We start from the raw sequence: 24,247 nt of genomic DNA on the forward strand, positions 1-24,247 counted from the left end.
ATGCTAAGCTTCTATCAAAAATATTGGCGAACTGCTTTTGACATCGGCCTTATCATTTTAACGGTGTTTCTGACGATGTGGCTGTTTAGTTATTTGTATGCCATTGCTGCTCCCATTTTTCTTGCACTCATCATATTTTTCATCATTGAACCGCTGGCCCGCTTCCTCCACCGCAAAAAAATAAAAAAATCTATCGCGACAGGCATTTCTATGCTGCTGTTCATCATGATTATACTTGGAAGCATTATCGGTGCGAGTGTGATCTTCGTAGGTCAAATCACCAATCTTGCAGAACGTATTCCGGAGTACGGGCGCATTCTGCAGGAGCAATTCGGTGTTCAGCTGGAGGATTTGCAGCGTCAAATCAATGCACTGCCGCCGGAATTTACTGACAAAGCGAAAGAATACACTGGTGTCGTCACAGAAAAAGGCTCCGAGATCGCCCAATGGCTGCTAACGTATTTGGTCGGGATGCTAAGCTCCTTCTCAACGTTTATTATCAACTTTGTTATCGCGATCATCCTGGCCTACTTTTTAAGCGTGGAAATTGATTATTGGAAAAGAATCGCAAACGAAAAAACGCCGAGGACGTTCAAAACGGCATTTCTGTTTTTAAAGGAGAATGTGTTAAAAGGAATCGGAGGTTACCTAAAAGCGCAGCTCAAGCTGATCTCGATCACTTTCGTTATCATCTATATTTCGCTGCTTATTCTTCGTGTCGACAATGCCTTTTCCATCGCGGTGCTGGCCGCTGTGTTTGATTTGCTCCCGCTACTGGGCGTTTCAGCTGTATTTATACCATGGATCATCTATTTATTTATCGTTGGCCATATCAGTCTGGCGATATGGCTTTCCGTTCTCCTGCTGCTCGTCATCTTGTTCCGCCAAATTTTCGAGCCCAAAATCACCGGAGACACCCTAGGTGTTTCAGCCTTCACTACGCTGGCATTTATGGTCGTCTCGCTGTCCTTGTTCGGTGTGGCGGGATTAATCTTATCCCCCATCTTAATCATTTTGATTAAGGCATTGTATGATCAAGGCTATTTACATAAATGGATTCGGCTGCCTGAAGACGAATATGATGTATCGGATTCCACGAAATCATGAAGCTGCTGACCCGATTCTTAACGGCTCCCTCTGAATCCCGAGCATGAGTTCCGAGCGTAGGATAGGTGTGGGAAATACCTCCGGGACTCCTTTGCAGCCGTGCTCTTTTCATTAAAACTTGTGGTTATAACACGTCTACAAAAAGTCGCTCCTTCAGCATTTCCCACACCTTCTGATCTACGTTAGAGCAATAGGGTCATCCGCTCATAATCTTTTTCAAAAAAAGAGCGAGATTTCATGACAGCTGGCCATGAATCTCGCTCTTTTGCGCTGAATCAATGACTTTCAGTCATTTGCTTCAGGTACGTCTTAGAACGCCCAGTTTCCGTTGCGGAATACCGCTTCCTTCGTGCCATCCGCTAATTCGCCGTCGATCGAAAGATCGGCGGAGCCCATCATAAAATCCTCATGAATGAGCGAATCGTTGACACCATGTTTGTCTAGCTCCTCCCGGCTCATCTTGCGGCCCCCCTTAAGCGTCGTAGGGTAAGCAGCTCCAATCGCCAAATGGCAGGATGCATTTTCATCGTACAGCGTATTGTAGAAAATTTTGTTCGTGTTTGAAATTGGCGAATCGTAAGGCACTAAAGCAACTTCGCCTAGATAGCTTGCGCCTTCATCGGTAGCGAGCATATTTTTTAAGGCTTCTTCCCCTTTGGCAGCGGAAAACTCGACGATCTTACCATCCTTGAAGGTCAATCTAAAGTCATCGATCAAGCTGCCTCTGTAGTTTAACGGCTTCGTACTGCCTACAACCCCGTTGACACCCGTCTTTAACGGCAGTGTAAACACTTCCTCCGTCGGAATGTTCGGCACAAATGAAGTCCCTTGACCATTCTCGGATTGTGCGGAAAGCCACAGATGATCCTCCGGAAGCTCGATCGTTAAATCTGTGATCTGTGACCGGTAATGAAGCTTCTTATAACGTTTGTTGTTTAGCAGCTCACGGCGTTCCGCCAACACTTTAAGATGTGCTTTCCAGTCTTCGATCGGATTTTCGCCGTCGGCTCTGGCCATCTTAAGCACCAATGCCCACATTTCCTCCATCGCTTCATCCTCTGACAGGTCAGGGAACAGCCGCTTCGCCCATTCAGGCGAAGGGATCGAAATGAGACTCCAGCTAATATCGTCATTCATCATTTTCGTGCGGTAATTTCTCAAAGCCTGCTGCTTCACTTTATTGGCGGCAGCCACTCTGGCTGGATCTACACCTTCATAGAGATCCGGATTCGGAATATAGATCTGCAGCACGGCCGCACCCTCTTCAGCCAGTTCTTCCATCCCTTTGGCACGCCACATCGGGTACCACTCGAAGGCTTCGTCAGGAGCAAGCAAAAATTTGCTTCGGATAATCTCATCGCTGTCGATCCAATCGTTCATGACGACCATTGCGCCGGCTTCATACGCCTTTTTCGTAATTCGTGCGGCAAAAGACGCAGCGGTTACAGGTGCCTGCAAAACCAGCTTCTGTCCCTTCTGTACGTTGGCACCTACTCTAACCGCTAATTCCGCGTAACGGTCCAGCTGTAATTCACTAATACGCTTCATATTGATTCCTCCGCATCCGCATCATGTTTCTGTTACGAAAATATTATATCAGAACGTGACGATGATCCCAAAAACAGTACTGCACGCAGAAACTACAGCTCCCATATTTCTTCAGGCGTGACGGTCAGCTTTTCAAAGCCGTCATCCGTAATCAAGTAGCTGTTCTCGATACCGACAACCCCTTCTCCGGGAAATGTGAATTTGGGTTCTATGGCAATGACCATCCCCGGTCTTAAATCCATTTTAAAGCCCTTGGCGAGCACCGGCCATTCATCGACCTCCAGACCGATCCCGTGCCCGAGAAACTTCACCTGATCTGCGCCATACCCCATAAAATATTGTTTGAGACCTGCTTTCTCCGCTGATTTCAGTGCTTCTACATACAGCTCCTCACTGCACATACCCGGTTTTAGCATGCCTTCGATATCATAAAGAATCGATCTTGCTGTCTCGTAAGCACGTGCCAGATGATCCTTCAACTTTCCCAATACGGCCGTCCGCGTCTGATCGATGACATATCCCTCGATAGTACATCCAATATCCAGCAGGATCGGCTCGTTTCTTCGAATCGGGGAGAATGAAGCGCTTTGCGGAAACGAAGCATGAAGCCCCTTCCCTCCAGTCGGCCCGTCGAAGCTCCCTGGCTCTGTCATTTCCGCCCCCGAACCCAGCATACCGGTCACTAATTCTTGATTAAATCCTCTCATTCGCATTAATCCCAAGTGGCCGTATTGTCTTAATTCGAATTCCAATGCAGCTAACAGCCTCACCTCCGACCAGCCCTCTTGAAGCTGAGGCAGCACTTGCTTTAATGTACGATCCACTGCATGAGCAGCCTTACGGATCCTCTCCACCTCTATTTCTGTTTTAATCATCCGAAGCTCCTTCATCAGCTTGCTTCCATCGGTCCAGCTTGCTCCTACTGTGGTTCTCAATTTCTCATAAAGCTGTACAGGCAAAACATCAAAAGTCGTAGCGATGATCGGTTCCGCCTCGGAATTGAACAGCTTTGGAAAATCTCTATACAGCTGCCTGCCTAAATCTCTCATCGATGACAGCGGCAGGACGGCACAGTCCGATTCTTGAATGGCCCTTGCCACACTTCGCCGTACATAAAACACGGCCTCGCCCTGTGCAGGGATAAATAAAAACCCTGCTTGCATGGATCCGCATAAATAATAGCAATCCACATGTTGTACAATTAAAAAGCCGCCCCATTTTTGCTGCCTCAACATATGCTGTAGAGCCGCTCTTCTTCTGCTCAATTCCGTCATTAGGCCGTCCCCCTAAACGAAAAGATAGCATTGCCTGAACGAAACGAAATGGAATATATTAATAGTTGAAATGATGTGATACACATTCGGATGATTTTGCCGCAGCTAGAAAAGGTGAGACAAAATGAATTTACAAAGCTTGATGTATCAAAGCAAGAAAAAAATGAACTGGCACTGGATGAACCGAGTCCTCTTTATGATGCGTTCGATCTGGTATCCGATCGGCGGCTTATATTATTCAGTTCACCCTAGCTTAGGTAAAGTCCTTCCTTTGTATTTATTTATTCTGTGGCTAACATTAGCGTATGCGATTCCTCTTCTTTTTTGGAGAAAAAAATATATTCAAAGCCACCTATTTGCTTTGAGTGAGCTTCTGTTCAGCGGAGGTCTTACCCTCTTTATCCATGTGCATACCGACCTGAACCCGCTGATGTTTATGATCCCTACCTTGATTGTAGGCTTCTTATCTACTCAGGGCGCGTTGAAATGGACTGCCCCAGTGTTTATGATCGCTTTCCCCTCCCTTCGCGGCATCATCGGAAACCTGCAAGTCTTCGAGACGATCATCACGGCCATGATCAGCAGCATCATGTTTTGTACCGGTTACTGTATCCAGCGAATTGTCATTCTATCGGAGGAAAACCGTTCCCAGCTTCAATTAATAGAAGAAAAGAACAAACTGCTCGAGGAATATTCCAAGAAGGTGGAGCAGATGACCTTATGGGAGGAGCGCAATCGCATGGCTCAAGAGCTCCATGACACAGTCGGCCACACCTTCACAACGGCCATCATGGGCATGGATGCGATTTTGTACACGATGGAGCATTCTCCGGAACAAGCAAGGCAAAATCTATCAAAGCTCGCGGAGATGACCCGCGGCGGTCTCGAAGAGATGAGAAACACGGTACACCGAATGGCAGCCCGGAAAGAGGAGAACGGAATCGATAAAATGTCCGGCATCTGCAGAGCGTTCTCAGAGCATACGGGCGTTGAGGTTGGCTATGTGCCGGATCCTCAAATCAAACTGCTGCCAAACGATATCCAGCATGCGTTCATGCGGTGTCTGCAGGAATCGTTAACCAACGCGACTCGGCATGGGCATGCCACGAGGGTTCAAGTGAGCGTGCATGCCGCGGATCGAAACATAGAACTGCGTATTCAGAATAACGGTAAGCCTATCCCCCACCTGCAGTTCGGCTTCGGTCTGCGAACGATGGAGCAGCGGCTAAAGGAAAAAGGAGGCATGCTAAAAGTGGAATCTGGAAAAACAGAAGGCGTCGTCATTCGCTGCATTTTGCCTATGGGGCATTCCATACGGGAGCAGGCTTAATCAGTGAAAGAAGGTCATGCGTTGATTCCTGCAAATAAAAAAACTCCTATCGGAGTCCTTCTAAGGAGAGCGACTTTTCAAGTTAGCAAAGCAAACGGCTTCGTAAACATTAGCAGAGTCAAAGCCTCAACCTTCATGCATGTCATGAAGGCTGAGGCTTTGTTCAACTGTCAGTATGGGAAAACGAGCTCGGAGGCCCCTTTGATCTCCCACTCAATCGGCTCCAGCAACCGAAAAGCACGAGGATATTGAACCCCGATCACCATCACGACGCCGGGCTTCTGCAGTGTGACCGAGTAATTGTATTCAGGTGCTCTGTACGTATATGGAAAAGAATACGTTTCGTTAATGACTTCAAACAAAAGAAGCTCAACTTCATCCTCCAGCATCGTGCCTGTCAGCGGATGCAGCTGTTCATCGAGCCGAAGATTTTTCTGTAAATACTGCTTGGCGACACGCAGCGCCTCTTCTTCATCAATGGACACAATCCCTTGGGCCAGCTTCGCCTCATCCAACTGTTGAGCCGCTGCATGAGCAGCCCGATTCACTCCCCGCTTCCCTTCAAACAGTACTTGCACGGCGGCTTCCTCATCCGTCTGCAGCGCCATCAGCATCGTCCAGACCACGCACAGCATCATATAAAATATCATTTTATACATAATAGGCTCTTTCCCGCTTTACGGCACATATTCGCTCATCTGCAACCCCGTTGCACTCATGGAGCCGCCGTCATCCGAAGATGATATGCCGATCAGCTTGTCAATCATAAACAATCCATCGTATGGATACGATATGGTCAGCTGAATTCCATCCCCCCTAAGTATAGGGGCAGCTGCATTATCCGCGGGCTGTCCGCTGACTGAAGAAACGACATAGTTCAATTCACTTGGCTCAAATCCGTGACGTTCAAGACGCTCCTTCGATTCATTCAGCATCGAAGCACTAATGTAGCCGTGACTTGCATTCGTCCCTATCTCGAGCAAGTAGTCTACTTCCTTCTGAATCATCGCCTGTCTCATAATAAGCACATGCTTATAAATGGGAGAGAACAGCAGCCAGCAGAGCAGTGCAGAGAATAATACAAAAATTAAAATTTGCTTCACCTGCGATCCTCCTACGGATCAATTTCCATGATCGTCTGCGACATGCTTTTCGATTCATCCGTGATGATCTCTTGCACACTTTCCGGTCCGACCAGCACCGAACCGCAAATGACGACAATCGTAATGATCAAAAGTATGGATATAAGCAGTTGTCTCATCGTCTATGGCGTTAATGAGCTGATTTTTGTTTTTGCATTCGTACCCTGTGTTTGAATTTGCTCCTTCACGCCTCCAGTTCCGGACACGATATTCACAAACAACAAAACTACGACTAAAATCATCATCACCGTCATTAATATGTTTCTCATGAATTTAAACTCCTTTGCATTATGGATTTAGTGAATCAAATAATCGCTGCCCTTCTTGAACCCAAGGGTAAATAAACACTCGAAACGTATTCAAAATCGGAATACCTGCAAGTACAAATAAAATATAAGATCTCGCTTCCTTCTGCTCCTCGCGGTCCAATTCCGTTTTTTCTTTATAGTCATCAATTCTCTCTCTTAGCAGCGAGTAGAAGGAAGGGATATCCTGCAAGTGCATCGCTTTGAGAGTTTCCGCGAAGCTGTGGGCTTCGTTCGTACCCAGTCGATGCTTAAACTGTTCCAGTGCGTCGCTCGCAGAGTAATACCATTCATTAATGAGCTCATACCACTCATTCTTAATCACCCGTGTAAATGGGAGGCACCTGACCAACTTCGTATGTAAATTCAACCTGGACCCTTCATAGTACAATAGGTGCTGGCTGACCTGATACAAATCATAGGCGATTCTTCGGCCTCTCCTTTTGTGCAGGTATTCCAACAGAAGGCGATCACACATTAATAAACCCAGCAGTACTACCGCGAACACAACGCCGAGCCATTTCGTCCAAGTCCCGAACCAAACGACTCCTCCAGGTGCAAGTCCGAGTAGGATCAGTGCGATACCCATCAGCTGCAGCATCCTTCGCATGAGACTGTAAGACATCACTTGAATCGGAATACCCGCTCCTGTGAGCAGAAGCCTGTACTGTTCCATCCACGGACTGTCCGGCGCAGGAATGAATAAGATATGCCTGATCCATGGCGTAAACACCCATTCCTTCCCCCATCCGTTATACCAACGATACGGTGAACGTCGTCTTGCCACCCACATGATCAAAAAATAAGTACAAATGAAAACCATGATGACATACACGCCAAGGATCAAACCGTTCAATACTTCAAGAGGTACGTAAGTCATACTGCTACATCCTTTTCACAGATAAATAAATCCCCATCACAAATGAGGCAAAAATAAGCCACACGGCATCGAGCAGCATCCCCCTGCCGCCAGGATCCAAAAAGTAAAAACGGTACGATTGCTGATCATCCAAATAAAAATTGATGCCAACGAACAAGATCAAAAACAGCATCGGAGAAAAGCTTGCTATTCGAATTTCAAGCAGCCGGTTACGGTCAATCAATGCTGCTTTCTCCGCTTTTCGCATATCGGTAATGAGCTGTTTCAGGTTATCCCTAATGTCCACCCCCTCCTCCAACGACATTTTGAGCATCTGTGCGAAATGCTTCGACCAGGTATGCCCCAGCGAAATTACGAAGATCCGAAAGGCCTCATCCACATGATTTTGGGTCATAAGATCTCTGTACAGCTGCTCAAACATACGCTTCATGGAGAATGTCATATGACCGCCCGAAACTGCTTGATGAAGCGTATTCCTAACATTGCCCGGCATGGTCGTCACATAACATTGATAAAACACTTCCAAGGCGGGTAAAAATTCTTCTTTGCGGCGCATCTGAAAAGAAATCAACCGAACCCTCAATGTCAAATACGGCAAAGAGGTCAGCATGAATGTCAGCAGCAGCGTTCCTTTCAACTGTTGGAACATGAGAATGCCCAAGCTTAATCCTAAGCATGCAAGCACTGCCGTAAGCGTATAAAACCATTTGACGGAGAAGGAACTGTGCACGCTTCTGAGTAGATCGGATATATGCTGAACTGCTTTTTGCTGCACCTTCGAATTTCGCCCAACTGCAGTATCAAGAGTCTGCTGTGATTTCCTTCTGCCTCGGAGCCGGCTCTTCTGCTTATTCTCCCGGTATATTACCAGCATGAGACTGTAAACCGCCGTAAAGGCAAGCAGCAGAAATAGCAATAACAGTGCCGCTTGAAGCAATATGACCATCACTCACACCACCCCAACGCTCGCAGCCGTTCAATCGAATCCGGATGATGCTTGGCAATGCGCTGAATCGCTGCGGCAGATAACGACTCGTTCTGCTTCCAAATTCCTTCCTCATACGAAAAATAAGCAAGCTCCCGAACGTGAATATGTTCAGAAACACATTCATATTCCACCATTCGAAGCACCTTCCGCTGATGACCTACGATTCCCATTTCAACACCAATTTGCGCCACATAGGCTGCGACTCTTTTTCGCAGCCGATTCGGATCCATCCCCCTGCGATCCAGCATGCACATGTCCGTAATCACATCAGGCACATCCTCCAACGTATTGGCATGAACCGTCGTCATACTTCCATCATGTCCTCTAGTACACGCGCGAACGTAGGTATTGGCGTCCTCATCCCTAATTTCAGCATGTATAATCCGTTTCGGCGATTGTCTGAGTGCAAGCTTGAACGCTCTTTTGCTGTCATGCTCCGGATCATCTTCCTCTACCTCGTATTCCACGATGTTCTTGTGCGGAAAATCTCTGCTCAACATCAGTTCAGACCTCGATTCAATCGTCACAATTCGTTCATCGTCCTTCATTTCACGAATCATAGCTTTCATCAGATGGGTCTTCCCTGAATTCGTCGCACCGATAATAATGAAATTGAAGTAAGAACGTATCAATGCCTTCATCAGCGTGAGCATCTTTTGATCCAGCGTGCCGTAGCGCTCATCTGCGAGGGAGGATAAACTGAAATGCTGCAGCGGATAAAAACGGATCGTGATCGTCGGTTCTCTTGTATAACCGTATCCGGTCAACGTAACCCTGGAGCCGTCCACAAAACTGACCTCCGCCCATCTTTTACGCGGACTGAACCGGTCGTTATTGAACAGAACTAAATTTTGCTGAATGCGTTCAACTTCTTCAATCCTTTGAAACGTATATTCGGAGCGATGCGCATATCCGTTTCGAACTTCATAAATTTTAGTTCCTACGACTTGGATTTCCTCAAGTCCCTCCCTTCGCTTGAGTACAGCCTCCAATACGTTCATTCCTACCAATTCAGCGAACAGATCTTCGGCCGTTCTTTTGTAATCACTTGTACCTAACAGATTCTTTTGGAGAAACATTCGTTTGGAAAGCAGCAGTTCTTCGATCATGTGGAGGATGTGCTGCCTTGCTGCAGGATATCCTAACACCGCACGATTGAGCAGCTCGGTATGCGCCGTTTTTTCTTCTTCACTCTTGCCTTTGCTATCCACCAGTTCAGCACGGATCATCTCAGCAAGCTCACGAAAGGCCTCGCCCTTTTCCAGATCGGCGCTGCCTGCAGTGACGTTGGCTTCGCTTTTTTCATTTTGGAGTCCGCGCACATATTCAGCAACAGAAAAACGAGATGGGTGTTCCTCCTGGCTCACCTTTTACACACTTCCCTTCATCTCCTTTTGTTGTTTCATGAACGCCGGTCTTTTTTTACCTATCCATTTGGACAGCTTGGTTCCTCTCCGCTGCTCGTTCACCGGGATCCAGTTCATGAGATGAAACAGCTGCTTCAGTCCGTCCTCCATATATCCTGACCAAGTGCTTTCCTGCACGGCGATGTCTAACTTTCCTTCATGAACAGATTTCGCAAATTTTCGGTTCGCTCGCAGTGCGCCAATCATCGGAATGCCTAGTTCCTTTTCGATTTGCTTCGCACTGTACCCTCCTTCACCTTCAAACGACTGATTCACCCACAGCAATAGCTTCTCTCTCGAGATACTGTACAAGGACACTCCCTGCTCCAACCAACGCTGCACATCCTCTTGAAAGCAAGCCAATTCATCGTTCGTCACCAGGATAGCCCGCCTGCACTCTCTCATGCCAATAATAGTAGCCGCATTGTCCCAATATGCGCTCACATCTAATACGCAGATATCAAAGCATTCACGGGCGGTATCCAGCAGATGTTCCACGTGTTCAGGCATATACAGCTCCGCCTGCTCTCGGAGCATATTGCCGAATAGTACTGAAAGCGAGATTTGCTTATAAGGACGGAAGCAGCTTTCGTATAATTTGGCGGGCGTCAGTGTTCCCGATCGCAAATCAGCCCGAAGCTGATCCAGAGTAACCTCAGGCTCGTCGACCCCTAAGTAGCGATGAAGCTTGGAGCTTTTCAAATTCAAGCAGATGTACCCTACTTTGCTGTTCAACCTTTCGGCCAGCATATAGGCAGCCGAAAATGCGGTCACCGAAGTGCCAATGCGGGGTGTCGAACCGATGAAAGTAATTAAGGTGCCGCGATCATCCTTCATTCGCTGTCTGCCTCCTTCATGCCTTGATCGGTAAACGATGATTGATAAGCAATGACCAGCTTGCTGCTTTCGTCTTTGCACAGATTATCGATCGCGAGCCACTGCTCCTCCGTCAAATTTAAATTGATATATTCGATGCTGCCATTCGGTGTCATCCTTGAGACATATAGCTGCTGTTCATTTCCCTCCGCGATCGAACTTGCCAGCGAGTGCTCTGAATCGTCTACTTCCACATTGGCGGATGTTCTAACGGAAGCGACCGTAACGGGCTGTTCAAATAATCTCTTCGATTCCCCGCCAGGACTTGAGCTGTAAATGATGACCCGATCTCCTGCACGGATTCCGTTAAATACCGACAGCACATATTCTTTAGGAATTTGAAACGTAGACTGATGATGCAGCGGATATAAATGCAGCCGGTTCATTTTCCATGCCAGCAGCGGCTCCCCCTTCCCCAGAGGGATCCAGTTTTCCATTCCCAGCACTTCATCCATGGATGAAACCATCCCCTTCTCAAAGGAGGAAACTTCAATCGGCTTATACTCCAGCATGCTTTCATCGAGCACCGTGCTGGAATCGATAAATTGTGTCGGAACGACAACCTGAACCGTCTCCTGCAGCGCTACATGACGAATTTGAAACCAGTACAACAAATAAGCCATACCGATCGCCACGAATGCAGCGAACAGCGCGATGACCAAATGCTGCTTTTTGCTCATTCACTTCACCTCTTGCTTCAACTCAATCTGAACCTCCATTTGAATCTTGCTGTAGAATACAAAAAAACGCAGTTTACAGGTTCTTCAACCTATAAACTGCGTGCTTCGCAATTTCAAATGTGATGTCATGCTATTGTCGAAAAAAATTATAGCATAACTGCATCTGCGTTGTCTATATCCCTTGTACCGTGTCGAACCTTCCTCGATCATGTAATTTACGGCATTAAATATTGATGCCATTAATGAACGCGAAGAATGATTTTACCTGTATTTTCGTTGTTCTCCATTATTCGATGCGCTTCTACAATGTTCTCCCAATCGATCACACTGTGGATGAGCGGGGTGAAGCTCGAACTGCGGAGGAGACTACCGAACCTATTCTGAAACTGTTCGATCAATGCTGCTTTTCGAGTAATGGGCTGATTTCTGAGTGTACTGCCAAACATGCGAAGACGTTTGGACAGCAGCAGGTTCAATGGAAATTGCTCTGCTTTTGCGCCGCCCATAAATCCGATCACGGCCATTCTTCCGTCCATACGTAAGGCCTTCATATTATCCTGTAAATATGGCGCTCCCACCATATCGAGAATGACATCCACGCCACTGCCGCCTGTCAGCTCTTGAATCCATGGCAGAAAGGAACCGCTGTGATAATTCCATCCGTTCGCAGCTCCCATGCTCAGGCATATATTGATTTTCTCTGTACTCCCAGCTGTAACGTAAGCATCCGCGCCTATCTCCTTTGACAAATGGATGGCGGCAATACCGACGCCGCTCGCCCCGGCATGAATGAGAAGCTTCTCTCCCTTTTTTAGCCCAGCGAGCTCGATGACGTTAAAATAAGCAGTAATATAGGCTTCTGGGATCGCCGCACCCTGCTCGAAGCTCATATGCTCCGGCAGCGGAATGCACATCGCTTCATGAACGACAGCGTACTCTGCGTATCCCCCGCCGGCCAGCAATGCACAAACCCGATCTCCAGGCTGATATTTGCCTACCTCTGTACCGATCGCTTCCACTTCTCCCGAAACTTCCAGCCCCATAATGGGTGAAGCCCCCTGCGGTGGCGGATACAGCCCTCTTCTTTGCTGCAAATCCGCTCGGTTCAATCCTGCTGCTTTCACACGAATTCTCACTTCATGAGGTCCCGGCACCGGTTTGTTTATCTCTTTCATCTTCATCTCTTCCGGACCGCCGTACTTCTCCAGCACGATCGCTTTCATGTGATCCCTCCTTGTCCTGCGCAGTCTCCCTTAGTTCCTATACATAAGGATTATGCTGCTTCTCATAGCCGATCGTTGTACCCGGTCCATGGCCAGGATGAACTACCGTCTCATCAGGAAGAATGAATAATTTGTCGTGTATTGAATCGTAAAGCTCCTTGGAGCTGCCGCCCATCAGATCGGTTCGGCCGACTGACATTCGAAACAGCACATCTCCGCAAAACAGCTGATCGTTCCACAGCAAACTGACGCTGCCGGGCGAATGTCCGGGCGTATGCATCACTTGGAACGTTTCACCGAGAAATGTCAGCGCCTGACCTTCTTCTAACCATACATCCGGCGGATCGGTCGTAATTGGAGGGCCCACCTCCGGCCACAGCAGCGACCCGTTATATTCCGCATTTTCCAGCCATTCCGTTTCAATTTGATGCAAATAAACCGGGCAGCCTTTGCTTTTGCGAATCGATTCGACTCCTCCAATATGGTCAAAATGGGCATGGGTTAAGACAATCGCCTGAATATCCAAATCCTTGATGCGCTCAAGCAGCATATCCGGGTTCATACCGGGATCAATAACGATCCCTTGACCTAGTTCATTGGTTAACAGATAAGCATTGGTCGCCAAAGGCCCCAGCGTAAACTTCTCTATCTTCAGCATCACTTGATCACTCCTTAAAAGGATGAAAGCAGCTCACGAATTTCGGTAACAATCAGCGCTTGGTAGCCTGTACCTTCGCCATACCTCTTCTTGATCTCCTCCCGCGTCTGCTTCAGGTTGTCTTCATAGTCAGCCGCGCTGCGGTCCGGATTGTTCTGCTTAAAGCGGACCATCGGCTCTTGCACGTGAGCTGGTCGCGGCCCCCACTGTCCCAATACATAACCGCCGGTATCTACGAAAATGACAACAGGTATCGATCTTCCGCCCATCGTGAGAAACTGATCCATGACCTCCAGATGCTCCTCCATAATCAGCACTTCGGTCTCAATCTCCGCTGCTTCCATCAGCTTGAAAACAACAGGTACATTACGCACGACATCTCCGCACCAATCGGCGGCCAATATCAAGCATCTCAGATCATCTCGAAACTTCAGCGAATCATAAAATTCCCGGTCATCGTCGGACGGCCAAGCAAATTTTTCATACCCATCCCGAAAGGCCTCCTGATTCTTCGTCATCTGCTTCATAAACTGCTCTAGTTTTAATCCCTTACGTATGTATTGAGATAAATCTTTAGCCACCTGACATCCCTCCATTATCGTTTCTCACATTTTACCATAGTCCAATGCCGATATCGAAATACAGGCAGCGAGTCAAAGACTGGCATCTCTCGTCAATAACAACTTCATAGAAAATGTCCGCAAAGCTTGTTCTGTCGTGACAAGCCCCTGCATAACATGTACCAATAATGAAATCAAAGGAGAATGCATATGACGAAGATTATGATTATTAACCGCAAAAAAATATACTTGTATGTCGGTGCGGCGATCCTGCTGATTGCAGCAGTCATTTATTTCACCCGTCCATCCGCTGAACTGTTCAGTGCCGAGGTTGGCGCTAAGGCGGGTCAGGAAAGAATATTTGAAATGGTAACTGGCGAATTTTCCTCCGAGACGAAGGACGGCCAAAAAATTGAAGCCTACCGCTGGGATCCAGGTACTATCGTCGTAAATGAAGGGGACCTCGTTACATTGAAAATGTACGGAGTCAACGGAAGCAGCCACCCCTTCACCATTGAAGGCTATAACATTCAAGGAAATGTAGTGAAGGGCGAGGAGACCGTCGTCAGCTTCACAGCAGACAAAGAAGGTATTTTTAAAATCATATGTCACACGCATACGGATAACCAATCCAGCGGACCCATGGTCGGTTACTTGGTCGTCCAATAATGTTTTTTCACTAAAAAATGACGTCCCCTTCTTAGGCTGAGCGGCATATGTTGAAGCAGGAGGGGATGTTATGCAGCATGGACCACACGGACAGAAGGAAAAACACCAGCAAGCGCTGCCTTCCGCACGCAAAATCCGCCGAACCTGCAATAAAGAATTATATCGAACCGTCAAGAAGCTGGGGATTTGGATCCCTGCGGATAAGCTCGAGCAGGGCGAACAGCTCTATTTCCGCAAAGTTGCGAGCAATTTGATATGGGTTTTCGAAAACGGAAACAACCGAAAAAAGCTGGCGGATTGGTTCGAGGAAGCCGTCGCTCCTGAACTGGCCGATCTATGGGAAATCGACAAATCGAAGCTATCCGCTGCATTTCGTTCATCTTTCGGAGGATAAACTGCTGATCTTTAGCAGTTTATCTTTTTTTAATGGGTTTGTTTCGGCAAAGGTGACGATCTGGGATTGTTTACATTTTGATAAAGCGTTTTATTTCTTACATATATGAAGCAATTTCATTTGAGATAATGGCAAACTTCTTAAACCGCTGAAATCAAACTATTTTGATTCATTTTCAATTGATTTTCCTCTTTTTTCACGCTGTCTTCTCTCCTCCGCCGTGCTATAATGTGAAAATTGACATTAGAACGGCGGTGCACATCATGAAACAAACTGACCCTAAAAAACTCACATTATTCGCATTAACTTGGCCGATCTTTATCGAAATGTTCCTGCATATATTAATGGGAAATGCCGATACGATCATGTTAAGTCAATACTCGGACAACTCGGTGGCAGCCGTCGGCATGTCCAACCAAGTGTTAAATACGGTCATCCTGGTTTTCAGCTTTATCGTGACTGGAACCAGCGTACTCATCGCCCAAAGCATCGGTGCGAATGACAGACGCCAAGCCGAGGAAATCGCATCCGTGTCCATTACTGTGAACTTCCTTCTCAGCTTCATTGTGAGCGGCTCTCTGCTCCTATTCGGTGAAAGCTTCCTGAAAATGCTGAACACGCCGGAATCATTAATGGATGAAGCGCTTATATATTTGCAAATTATCGGCGGCTTCAGCTTTGTTCAGGCAATCATCATGACGCTGTCTACCGTTATCCGATCTCACGGCTTTACGCGTGATGCGATGTATGTCACGATCGGAATGAATATTTTGAATATTATCGGCAACTATCTCTTTATTTTTGGTCCATTCGGAATGCCAGTGCTCGGAGTGGAAGGGGTTGCCATTTCTACGGTCGTCTCCCGCTCTATCGGCATGATCGTGATGTTTATTTTGTTATATAAAAAAGTAAAGCATCCTTTAGGCATCAAAACGTATTTAAAGATTCCAAAGATACACATCAAGAATCTGCTAAAAATCGGCATTCCGTCCGCAGGGGAGAATTTATCCTATAACCTGTCTCAGCTGGTCATTACCTTCTTCATCACATTGATCGGCTCTGAGGATACGATCTCTGCACGGTACTATACGATGAATCTGATGTTTTTCACCATGATTTTCTCCGGGGCCATCGGACAGGGCACCCAAATATTAGTCGCTTATAAGGTCGGATCCGGGGATAATCAGGGAGCCTATAAAATGGGAATTCGGGGGCTTAAAATCGGCATGGCCTTCGCCCTTGTCATTTCACTGCTGCTCTACCTCAGCGGCGACATCCTTATGGGGTTCTTCACCGACAACCAAAACATTATCGACATCAGTACGTATCTGCTGCTGCTTGCGATTATGCTGGAGCCCGGCCGAACATTCAATATCGTACTTATCAGTTCCCTTCGAGCGGCAAGCGATGTGAAATTCCCGGTTTACATGGCACTCATTTTCATGTGGGGTGTCTGCGTTCCTGCAGCATACTTCTTCGGTATTACATTAGAGATGGGATTAGCGGGAATTTGGCTCGCTTACATCGCGGATGAATGGCTCAGAGGGCTGTTCATGCTGTGGAGATGGAAATCAAGAATTTGGGAGCGAATGATCTTTATTCGCAAACCGAACTCCCCTTCCGCAGAGGCCTGAATCGTCTATATCGCGTTCATGAATGCAGCTTTATCGGTTGACAAAGAAAACCTAGCGCCTCGGCTCTTTCCGAGTGTGATTAGGTTTTCTTTTTGTATGATGCTGCTGGAACATTTCGCTCGCTGAGCACGTCTATAGTGACAACAAAACCATCAAAGATGGAGGAGGTTATTTCTTTGAAAAAAGCTAGGTGGCCTATTATTTTCACGCTTGTTATTGGACTAGCGTTGATCCCTCTCGCCTATTCCCCTTCGAATGCGTCTGAATTAAGCACACCCGTTTACTTGGACGGAGCCGAAATGCCCCACATCGACGCGGTGCAGAAGGAACATGTCATCTATGTGCCGCTGAGAAGCTTCGGACTATTGTTTGGAATGGGCGTCGAATGGAACGCAACAGGCGGGACTACGATCATTGCGAAAGGAACTTTTCGCGCTGTGATCGCCCCGGGGCAGAGTATCGCCCAAGTAAACGGGGTTCAAGAGCCGATGTCCGGTACGGCATTCCTTTCCGAAGGAAAGCTGATGGTGCCGCTAAAATGGCTTGCAGAACATGTAGAAGTGGAATGGACATGGGACCCCGTGCAAAAATCCGTTTATATCGAAACGAATACCGATCCGCTGCCTACGATTCAATCTTACGCTCAGCTTAAAGAGCTGCTTAAAGCGTCGCAGGAAAGCCAATACGGACAACTTAAGCGAATCGCGCTGACGGATACTGCAGAAGTCGCGATGGAGTCCGCTGCCGCTGATACAGGCAGCAGTGAGGGCAGCCCCGGTTACTCCGAGACGAATGTACAAGTGCAAGGCGTCGATGAAGCAGACATCGTGAAAACCGACGGCAAGTATATTTATCAAATCAATGAAAATCGGCTGCTCATCTATGAGGCATACCCGGCCGATCAGATGAAGCTGGCGGGAGAGTATTCATTCGAGCCCGCTGCATCCGATGATGCAGAGCAGACTTTTCATGCCGTCGAAATGTATCTGGACAAAGAGAACAACCAGGCGATTGTCATCGGCACAAGCTATCGGTTGCTGGCACAGCCGATGTCCGGAAAGACCGATGCCGCTCAAAGCAAAAGCATGATCTATCCTCCATTTCAAGATACGAGTACAGTCCAGGCCATCGTGCTCGATATCGAGAATATCGCCAAGCCGAATCCGATCAGAACGGTGGAGCTGGAAGGCCACTATATCGATTCGCGCAAAATTGGAAGCTCTCTGTACCTCGTCAGCAATAAGTACTTAGACACTTATCATATCCTGCAGGATGATTACGTTTGGGACGGACCGCTTTATCGGGACAGCTTGATCGAGACCGACGTGAAGCCGCTGCCGATCCAAGACATTCAATACTTCCCTGGACCAGACTTGGAATCCAAAGTACTGATGCTTGGGGCTCTCGATTTGGCGCGGACCAATCAAGAAATGCAAGTAGAGGCGTTCATCGGCGCCGGGCAAAATGTATATGCCTCAAGCGAGCATCTGTATGTCGCCGTGCAGCAATGGAAGTCCTCGGGTCAAGGCATGGAAAAGAAGATCGCCAGCGATCAGATGGTTCCTTCCGCAGCTTCAGCCGTCACGAAGCTGTATAAGTTCAAGCTGGACTCGGGGCATATCGAATATACGACGCAGGGCGAGGTCCCTGGCACGATATTGAATCAATTTTCGATGGATGAACATGAGGGCTTTTTCCGTATTGCTACAACGACCGGCGAAGCGTGGAGAAGCGGAGAACAGACCTCACAAAATCATGTCTATGTGCTAGGCCCGTCCCTTGAAATCACCGGCAAGCTCGAAGGTCTTGCGCCCGGAGAGCGGATTTATTCCGTCCGATTTATGGGGGATCGAGGGTATGTGGTCACTTTCAAGCAGGTCGATCCCCTATTCGTCCTTGACTTGGCCAATCCTGCGGCACCACAAGTGTTAGGGCAGCTGAAAATACCCGGCTACAGCGATTATTTGCATCCTTACGATGAAAACCATATTATCGGTTTTGGTAAAGACACCGTTGTCGTGGAGCAAAAGGACGAGAATGGAAACCCAGTCGGCAGTGCACAAGCCTTCTATACGGGGATGAAGATGGCGCTGTTCGACGTTAGCGACGTCTCCCATCCGAAGGAACTTCATAAAGTGATGATCGGTGATCGTGGAACCGAGTCGGAGCTGCTGCACGATCATAAATCGCTGCTTTTTGACCGGGAACAAAACTTGCTTGCTTTCCCCGTCACTTTGATGGAGGTAAAGGGCGACAAAATCGATCCTTATGGATATCCAGCTTACGGAGAATTTGCTTTCCAAGGAGCTTACGTATACCATCTGTCACCTGAAGAAGGCTTTAAGCTTCGCGGAACCATCTCACATTTGGACGAATCCGATATGTCAAAGGCGGGATATTATGGATTCGACTACCGAAAACATGTGAACCGTATTCTGTATATCGGAGATACGCTGTACACCCTTTCGTCTGCCATGCTGAAGGCCAACGACTTGAATAGTTTGACGGAGCTGGGCCAAGTGTCCGTTCCAGCCTTATCACATAAGACAAAAGATAGCGATCACATTGTGATTCCGCTTAAGTAATGGAATGGCATTACCTGTCACCTAAAGAAGGAGCCCAAGGTTTCATCGGGTTCCTTTTTGTTTTACAATAATAAACGAAGGACGTTTCGAAAAGGAGGAAAGCACAATGTGCGGCAGATTTACTTTTGCACTGACTCCGGAACAATTCATGGAATATTTAGGCTTAACGGAACTCGGGTTTGATTATGAACCAAGATACAATATCGCTCCAAGGCAGCTTGTGACTGCTGTCATCGGTCATCAAGGCAAGCGCAGGGCCGGGCAGCTGCAGTGGGGGCTGATTCCACCATGGAGCAAGGACGAAAAAATCGCCAGCAAGCTCATTAATGCCAGGTCTGAAACAGTGATGGACAAGCCTTCCTTCAAGCAGCCTTTTCTCCGTAAAAGATGCTTGATCCCCGCAGACGGATTTTACGAATGGAAGACGGAAGCAGGCAGGAAGCAGCCGCTGCACATTAAACTGAAAAGCCGCCATGTGTTCTGTTTCGCCGGACTGTATGATACTTGGATCGATCCGGAGGGAGAAAAGCATCATACGTGCACCATTTTAACGACGAGTCCTAATGCATTCATGGAATCCATACATCACCGCATGCCGGTCATCTTAACAGAGGAAGAAGAACAGAAGTGGCTGGATACGAATGAGTCTCCTATGGAGCTGCTTAAACTGCTGGATGCGTATCCCGCTGACGACATGACCGCCATCCCTGTTTCCCCGCTGATCAATTCCGTCCATCAGGAAGGAAAACAGCTGATCGAGCCATTTTCCGAAACGCTGCTTTTTTAATGCAAATCATACCACATCAGGGTTTAACGCCGCCCAAAAGGCGTAAGCTATAGGAAGAATAATCCTAAGGAGTTGAACCATGAACTGGATGATGATTGGCACCATTGCAGTCATTAACATCGTGTACGTCTCCCTTTTTACTGTTCGGCTTATTTTTGTAATGAAGAATTACCGGTCACTTGCCGCTGCCATCAGTATGGTGGAAGTGTTCGTCTATTTGATGGGTCTCAATATTGTCCTGGATAACATCGATGAGCCGATCAACTTGGCAGCGTACTGTATCGGATTCGGTCTCGGCGTATTCCTCGGCAGCAAAATTGAAGAATGGCTTGCACTCGGATATGTAACAGCTCAAATCGTCGTGGATTCAGAATCTTCAAAGCTGCCCGCGGCACTCAGGGAAAGAGGCTTTGGAGTAACGAGCTGGCTCGCGGACGGACGCGACGGCCATCGTCTCGTGATGCAGGTGCTGGCCAAAAGAAGCCATGAAAAAAAGCTCATAGCGACAGTGAATGAAATTGCGCCAAAAGCTTTTTATATCTCTTATGAACCTCGGTTTTTTAAAGGAGGGTTCTGGACCCGCCGCCTCAGATAAATGTTCCGCTTCCAGCGGGTCAACCCCGTCAAAGCCGCCGAAGTGATATTCAATGCATGCCTACTTTGACGGGGGACTTTTTAAGTCTCGGTAGTTGGACACTAAGAGATCTAGACGCTTTAACTCCTGAGACAGCTCCATGATCGTTGCTACGACGGTTAAATAGCGAATGGAATCCACATGGAGCCCCCCCTCGGAGACCAGCTTCTCAATCAGCTGCTCGTTTTCTACCATAACCCGTTCATTACGGGTGCTGCTCTGCTTCACCTTTACATTGCCTTCGAACTTCAAAAAAATCATTTCATAATACTGGGTTAAGGCGAATATATTATCCTGGATTTCTGTTTCTAATTGCTTCTTTCCATCTCGCCTGAAGGACGTCAAGCTCTTCATTTCTAAATGAAGCACCTCTAAAAAATACTTATAGATGACCGCCTTTTCACTCAGCTCGCGCCGTTTTTTCTTCGTCCACCCTGTCTGCTCCTTTAACAGCTCATACAGATCATCCGCTTTTTTCAGCTCATGCTGCAGCCGTTCCTTCTCTTCCCGAAACGATTTTTCGTCGAATACACCCTCAACCATATTTCGCAGCAGCAAAGAAATTCGTTCATTCAACTCCTTAATCCGCTGAAGCATCGTTTTGTCGTAATTCGGGGGCAGAATTAAGGCATTGATCACGATCGCCAAAACAATTCCGATCATAATTAACAAGAACCGATTCAGCGCTCCGCTTGGCGCATCCATCACCGTAATGACGGTCAAAATCGATAAACCGATACTGGAATCAAGCTTTAAGAACAAATTGACAATGATGACGATGATAACAACCAGGCCGGTCACAACCGGATGACTGCCCAGCAAATAGACACCGACTAAACCGAGCACCGCCCCTACCGTATTTGCCTGCAGCTGTTCAATAAAATATTTAAACGAGCGATAGATCGTTGGCTGTGTCGTCAATACGGCCGCAATGACCATAATCAGAGGCGGCGACAGCTCGAGCCATTCACATATGTAAAGGGAAAGGACAACGGCCAACCCCGTCTTCAGCATTCTTCCACCCAGTCTCAATTGGCTTCCCCTCCTTGTTCCAGAAAACTGCATATGCTCATTATTATAACGGGGAATCGAAAAGGTTTCATCTCTTCAAAAGAAATGGGACACTCCCTTACTGGACGAGACACTTTTTAAAGTCAGCTGCACTTTTGAAAAAATATTCATTTTTGCTGGTCCGTTTTGGTACAATACTAGTATTCATATTGTTTCATGAACATCGAACTGTCATTCGCATACAATACTTCCGCTAGAAAGGAATGGTGCAAACGCATGGATTTAAACCAAAAGTCAACAGAGCATGCCCACTATATGATCGAGGAAATTAAAAAAAAGCTGAAAGTCGTGTCGCTCGCCGCCATCAAGCCATCCCATTTTGACGAAGAACAGTATGATGACCTGAAAGACATTTATGATATGGTTTCTTCCAAATCCAATTTTAGCATTTCCGAAATGGAAGCCATTGTATCCGAATTGGGACGCTTAAGGAAAACGTAGAACCCAACAGGCAGCGAAAAACCCCAGGCAAGCATCGCATGATGCAGAAAGCCTGGGGTTTTCGCTATTATACGGACAGCTATACTGTACAATCATCTCGTGGATAGGTCACTTCAGCTGTTCTGTCACTTCTACCTTCCACTTTTCCACGTAATTAGGCAGTGCCCAATGAGCCATAACCAGCTTCTCCCCTTCTTGCAGGGAAATATTCAACATTGGATCATTCACGATCCCGTTCTGATACGGATACACGATGATCTGAGTCTGAGTCAAAATCACCACGACATCCTTATCCGGCGAGGAGAGTGCATCCACCGCTGCAGGCTGAATTTGTTTTATTTCCTGCCATGAACAGCAAAGCACATCATAGGATACGAGATTGTATGGAAGCGGCACTTTCAGTTCCTCCAATACGATTTTCCTATCCTCTGAGCTTGTCGTCTCCATTTGCTTCAGTGCCTTCCACTTCCCTGGCTGCCTCGCGATTCCCCATGAACTGTCGGCATTCAAGGCAACGCTCTCTTCTCTGTTATTCCTCACAGCGTTTTTCATCCGCTGCAGGTCTGAACTGTATAGCAGCTCCTGCAAGGAAAGTCCTGACTCCTTTTCATGATAAGGGGTACGTTCCAAGCTGTTGATATCCAGAACCTTTAGTTTATGGTTCTTGGAGCCGTCTTTGGTTACCTTCGTCTCGGCAATCGAAATATACTGATTTCCGGCAAACAGAACTTTCTCCGAAATGCGGCTATACTCCGTCAAATCACTGGTCAGCGATACAGAAGCCGATGGTTCCTTCACGGGATATGCATTCAGCAATTCAAGCTGCTGGTCTTTCATGGGCTCCAGTACAGCATTGTCAATTCTCCAAAAATCCTGTCCCACGGGTACCAACAGACCGCTTCCTCCTGCAACCTGTTCTGCCTTATTCGATTTACCGGCAATCAGTATCGTACGATACGTGCTGTATTCCTGGGGATAATTTTCATCCGAAGGATGATCTGATCGCAAGGCAAGCAGCAATGCCGTTTTCATTTCAGCCTGACCCATCATCTGAGTGGATCCGGAAGACGCGTTCATCGTGCCAGAAGCGTTGATCGTCGTTAACGAGTCTGATTGAGGCTGCAGATACGGCTGAATGACAAAAATAGCAGCAAACAAAGCAAAGCATAGACCGGAAATAGCAAAAAGCCAAGTCCTTTTTTGCCGTTTTTGCTGATCAATCCGTTTTTCGATTTTATGCATGAGTTCTTGGGTAAACCCTTCTTTGCGAAGCGGTCCGGAAGACATTTGCTGTTTAATATTGATATCATGCCGATCCATGTATTTCACTTTCCTTCAATTTGATTACTTTCGCTCTTGCATGGTGAAGCCTTGATTTGACAGTTCCTTCACTGACGCCGAGAAGATCTGCGATTTCCCTCATAGACAGCTGATAGTGTCCGTATAAGATGAGCACCTCGCGATATTTGGGAGGAAGCTTTAACACCTGCTTCCAAATATCGTTCACAGCCATCTTCTCGATTACCTCCGCTTCGGCGGAAGATTCCGTCCCTTTGGCCGATATATAATCTACGAGTGTAACCCGGCGAAAAAAAGCAGACTTTTTATAATCAAGCACCGTGTTCCGTGTAATTTTGAGCAGCCACGTTTTCACGGATGCCTCATTTCGAAACGTAAACAGATTTTTATACACTTTGATAAAAACTTCTTGGGAAATATCGTCAGCAACCTCCCATTTTCTCGTCATGCTATAGGCATAGTTCCATACATCGTTGCCGTACTGTATCATTAATTCCCGCAGAACTTCCTTAGGATCCGCGGTATCGGATATGTAGCGTAAATATTCGCAATTCGCATTGGAATCCAACGTTTTCACCTCTTCCTACTTATTGACGAGACAGCTCCGTCTTCGGTTCGATCTCCTCATATAATTAAACACTATTTGCAGGAGAGAGTCTCGGTTCTTTCGTCATTATTTTTAAGTTTATTTTCAGTTATGAAGAGGTCGCCCGATGATTGAAAAAAAGCCGTCCGGTGATGGACAGCTTTCATTTA

General features: G+C 47.1%; 26 protein-coding genes. 9 read left to right on the plus strand and 17 right to left on the minus strand.

The features are described from left to right. Positions 1–1,107, plus strand: coding sequence for a sporulation integral membrane protein YtvI (gene ytvI, locus ACFPXP_RS01645; protein ID WP_379891755.1), 1,107 nt, complete (start codon positions 1–3; stop codon positions 1,105–1,107). Between the two features lie 309 nt (positions 1,108–1,416). Here the strand turns inward: ytvI and ACFPXP_RS01650 are convergent, their stop codons facing one another. Beyond that, entirely contained in the window at positions 1,417–2,655 is a 1,239-nt protein-coding gene (locus tag ACFPXP_RS01650; protein ID WP_379891757.1) for an aminopeptidase, read from the minus strand. A 92-nt stretch (positions 2,656–2,747) separates the two neighbouring features. Further along, entirely contained in the window at positions 2,748–3,929 is a 1,182-nt protein-coding gene (locus ACFPXP_RS01655) for a M24 family metallopeptidase (RefSeq protein WP_379891759.1), read from the minus strand. A 124-nt stretch (positions 3,930–4,053) separates the two neighbouring features. Here ACFPXP_RS01655 and ACFPXP_RS01660 point away from each other — a divergent pair, with 124 nt between their 5' ends. Continuing rightward, positions 4,054–5,259, plus strand: a complete 1,206-nt coding sequence (locus ACFPXP_RS01660) for a sensor histidine kinase (RefSeq protein WP_379891761.1) — start codon at positions 4,054–4,056, stop codon at positions 5,257–5,259. A gap of 170 nt (positions 5,260–5,429) precedes the next feature. Here ACFPXP_RS01660 and ACFPXP_RS01665 read toward each other — a convergent pair whose 3' ends face one another. The 12 genes from ACFPXP_RS01665 to ACFPXP_RS01720 all read right to left on the minus strand — a co-directional run bounded on the left by ACFPXP_RS01665 (position 5,430) and on the right by ACFPXP_RS01720 (position 13,998). Next, the gene (locus tag ACFPXP_RS01665) at positions 5,430–5,918 is read right to left on the minus strand and encodes a hypothetical protein (protein ID WP_379891763.1); all 489 of its coding nucleotides are present in this window, start codon (positions 5,916–5,918) and stop codon (positions 5,430–5,432) included. 18 nt (positions 5,919–5,936) lie between these two features. Next, positions 5,937–6,362, minus strand: a complete 426-nt coding sequence (locus ACFPXP_RS01670) for a hypothetical protein (protein WP_379891765.1) — start codon at positions 6,360–6,362, stop codon at positions 5,937–5,939. Positions 6,363–6,373: 11 nt separating this feature from the next. Beyond that, positions 6,374–6,520: a hypothetical protein gene (locus ACFPXP_RS01675; RefSeq protein ID WP_379891767.1), complete on the minus strand. Its 147-nt coding sequence runs from the start codon at positions 6,518–6,520 to the stop codon at positions 6,374–6,376. 3 nt (positions 6,521–6,523) lie between these two features. Beyond that, on the minus strand, positions 6,524–6,670 hold the full coding sequence (locus ACFPXP_RS01680) for a hypothetical protein (RefSeq protein WP_379891769.1): 147 nt from the start codon (positions 6,668–6,670) through the stop codon (positions 6,524–6,526). Positions 6,671–6,689: 19 nt separating this feature from the next. Continuing rightward, on the minus strand, positions 6,690–7,586 hold the full coding sequence (locus ACFPXP_RS01685) for a hypothetical protein (RefSeq protein WP_379891771.1): 897 nt from the start codon (positions 7,584–7,586) through the stop codon (positions 6,690–6,692). A 4-nt stretch (positions 7,587–7,590) separates the two neighbouring features. Then, a complete protein-coding gene (locus tag ACFPXP_RS01690; protein WP_379891773.1) occupies positions 7,591–8,532 on the minus strand; it encodes a hypothetical protein in 942 nt (313 codons plus the stop codon). Continuing rightward, positions 8,532–9,941, minus strand: a complete 1,410-nt coding sequence (locus ACFPXP_RS01695; RefSeq protein ID WP_379891775.1) for an ATPase, T2SS/T4P/T4SS family — start codon at positions 9,939–9,941, stop codon at positions 8,532–8,534. The genes ACFPXP_RS01690 and ACFPXP_RS01695 overlap by 1 nt, the downstream gene beginning before the upstream one ends. Positions 9,942–9,944: 3 nt before the next feature. Further along, positions 9,945–10,817, minus strand: a complete 873-nt coding sequence (locus ACFPXP_RS01700; RefSeq protein ID WP_379891777.1) for an AAA family ATPase — start codon at positions 10,815–10,817, stop codon at positions 9,945–9,947. Continuing rightward, the gene (locus tag ACFPXP_RS01705) at positions 10,814–11,536 is read right to left on the minus strand and encodes an SAF domain-containing protein (protein WP_379891779.1); all 723 of its coding nucleotides are present in this window, start codon (positions 11,534–11,536) and stop codon (positions 10,814–10,816) included. The genes ACFPXP_RS01700 and ACFPXP_RS01705 overlap by 4 nt, the downstream gene beginning before the upstream one ends. 239 nt (positions 11,537–11,775) lie before the next feature. Then, complete coding sequence (locus tag ACFPXP_RS01710) at positions 11,776–12,759, minus strand: NAD(P)H-quinone oxidoreductase (protein WP_379891781.1); 984 nt, start codon at positions 12,757–12,759, stop codon at positions 11,776–11,778. 37 nt (positions 12,760–12,796) lie between these two features. Further along, entirely contained in the window at positions 12,797–13,417 is a 621-nt protein-coding gene (locus ACFPXP_RS01715) for an MBL fold metallo-hydrolase (RefSeq protein WP_379891783.1), read from the minus strand. Between the two features lie 14 nt (positions 13,418–13,431). After that, on the minus strand, positions 13,432–13,998 hold the full coding sequence (locus tag ACFPXP_RS01720; protein ID WP_379891785.1) for a thioredoxin family protein: 567 nt from the start codon (positions 13,996–13,998) through the stop codon (positions 13,432–13,434). Positions 13,999–14,187: 189 nt separating this feature from the next. Between ACFPXP_RS01720 and ACFPXP_RS01725 the strand changes: the two genes are divergently transcribed. The 6 genes from ACFPXP_RS01725 to ACFPXP_RS01750 all read left to right on the plus strand — a co-directional run bounded on the left by ACFPXP_RS01725 (position 14,188) and on the right by ACFPXP_RS01750 (position 20,641). Beyond that, positions 14,188–14,646 (plus strand): hypothetical protein, encoded by a 459-nt coding sequence (locus ACFPXP_RS01725; protein WP_379891787.1) that lies wholly within the window; start codon positions 14,188–14,190, stop codon positions 14,644–14,646. Between the two features lie 70 nt (positions 14,647–14,716). Continuing rightward, entirely contained in the window at positions 14,717–15,040 is a 324-nt protein-coding gene (locus tag ACFPXP_RS01730; RefSeq protein WP_379891789.1) for a dehydrogenase, read from the plus strand. 263 nt (positions 15,041–15,303) lie between these two features. Further along, entirely contained in the window at positions 15,304–16,674 is a 1,371-nt protein-coding gene (locus ACFPXP_RS01735) for an MATE family efflux transporter (RefSeq protein WP_379891791.1), read from the plus strand. Between the two features lie 176 nt (positions 16,675–16,850). After that, positions 16,851–19,259, plus strand: coding sequence for a beta-propeller domain-containing protein (locus tag ACFPXP_RS01740; protein ID WP_379891793.1), 2,409 nt, complete (start codon positions 16,851–16,853; stop codon positions 19,257–19,259). A gap of 106 nt (positions 19,260–19,365) precedes the next feature. Beyond that, positions 19,366–20,046 carry an SOS response-associated peptidase gene (locus ACFPXP_RS01745; protein WP_379891795.1) on the plus strand — a complete coding sequence of 227 codons (681 nt, stop codon included), beginning with the start codon at positions 19,366–19,368 and terminating at the stop codon, positions 20,044–20,046. Positions 20,047–20,125: 79 nt separating this feature from the next. Continuing rightward, entirely contained in the window at positions 20,126–20,641 is a 516-nt protein-coding gene (locus ACFPXP_RS01750; protein WP_379891797.1) for a DUF2179 domain-containing protein, read from the plus strand. Between the two features lie 60 nt (positions 20,642–20,701). Here ACFPXP_RS01750 and ACFPXP_RS01755 read toward each other — a convergent pair whose 3' ends face one another. Continuing rightward, the gene (locus tag ACFPXP_RS01755) at positions 20,702–21,712 is read right to left on the minus strand and encodes an FUSC family protein (RefSeq protein ID WP_379891799.1); all 1,011 of its coding nucleotides are present in this window, start codon (positions 21,710–21,712) and stop codon (positions 20,702–20,704) included. A 255-nt stretch (positions 21,713–21,967) separates the two neighbouring features. Here ACFPXP_RS01755 and ACFPXP_RS01760 point away from each other — a divergent pair, with 255 nt between their 5' ends. Continuing rightward, positions 21,968–22,192 (plus strand): DUF1128 domain-containing protein, encoded by a 225-nt coding sequence (locus ACFPXP_RS01760; RefSeq protein ID WP_379891801.1) that lies wholly within the window; start codon positions 21,968–21,970, stop codon positions 22,190–22,192. 108 nt (positions 22,193–22,300) lie between these two features. On the opposite strand, the gene ACFPXP_RS01765 is transcribed toward ACFPXP_RS01760, so the two are convergent. Together ACFPXP_RS01765 and ACFPXP_RS01770 are read right to left on the minus strand one after the other, a co-directional pair. Continuing rightward, complete coding sequence (locus ACFPXP_RS01765) at positions 22,301–23,512, minus strand: hypothetical protein (protein ID WP_379891803.1); 1,212 nt, start codon at positions 23,510–23,512, stop codon at positions 22,301–22,303. Beyond that, complete coding sequence (locus ACFPXP_RS01770; protein ID WP_379891805.1) at positions 23,499–24,059, minus strand: RNA polymerase sigma factor; 561 nt, start codon at positions 24,057–24,059, stop codon at positions 23,499–23,501. The genes ACFPXP_RS01765 and ACFPXP_RS01770 overlap by 14 nt, the downstream gene beginning before the upstream one ends. Positions 24,060–24,247 lie beyond the last annotated feature (188 nt).

Origin of the sequence: Marinicrinis lubricantis, assembly GCF_042658665.1 — a bacterium.
In the GTDB taxonomy this organism is placed as follows: Bacteria; Bacillota; Bacilli; order Paenibacillales; family KCTC-33676; genus Marinicrinis; species Marinicrinis lubricantis.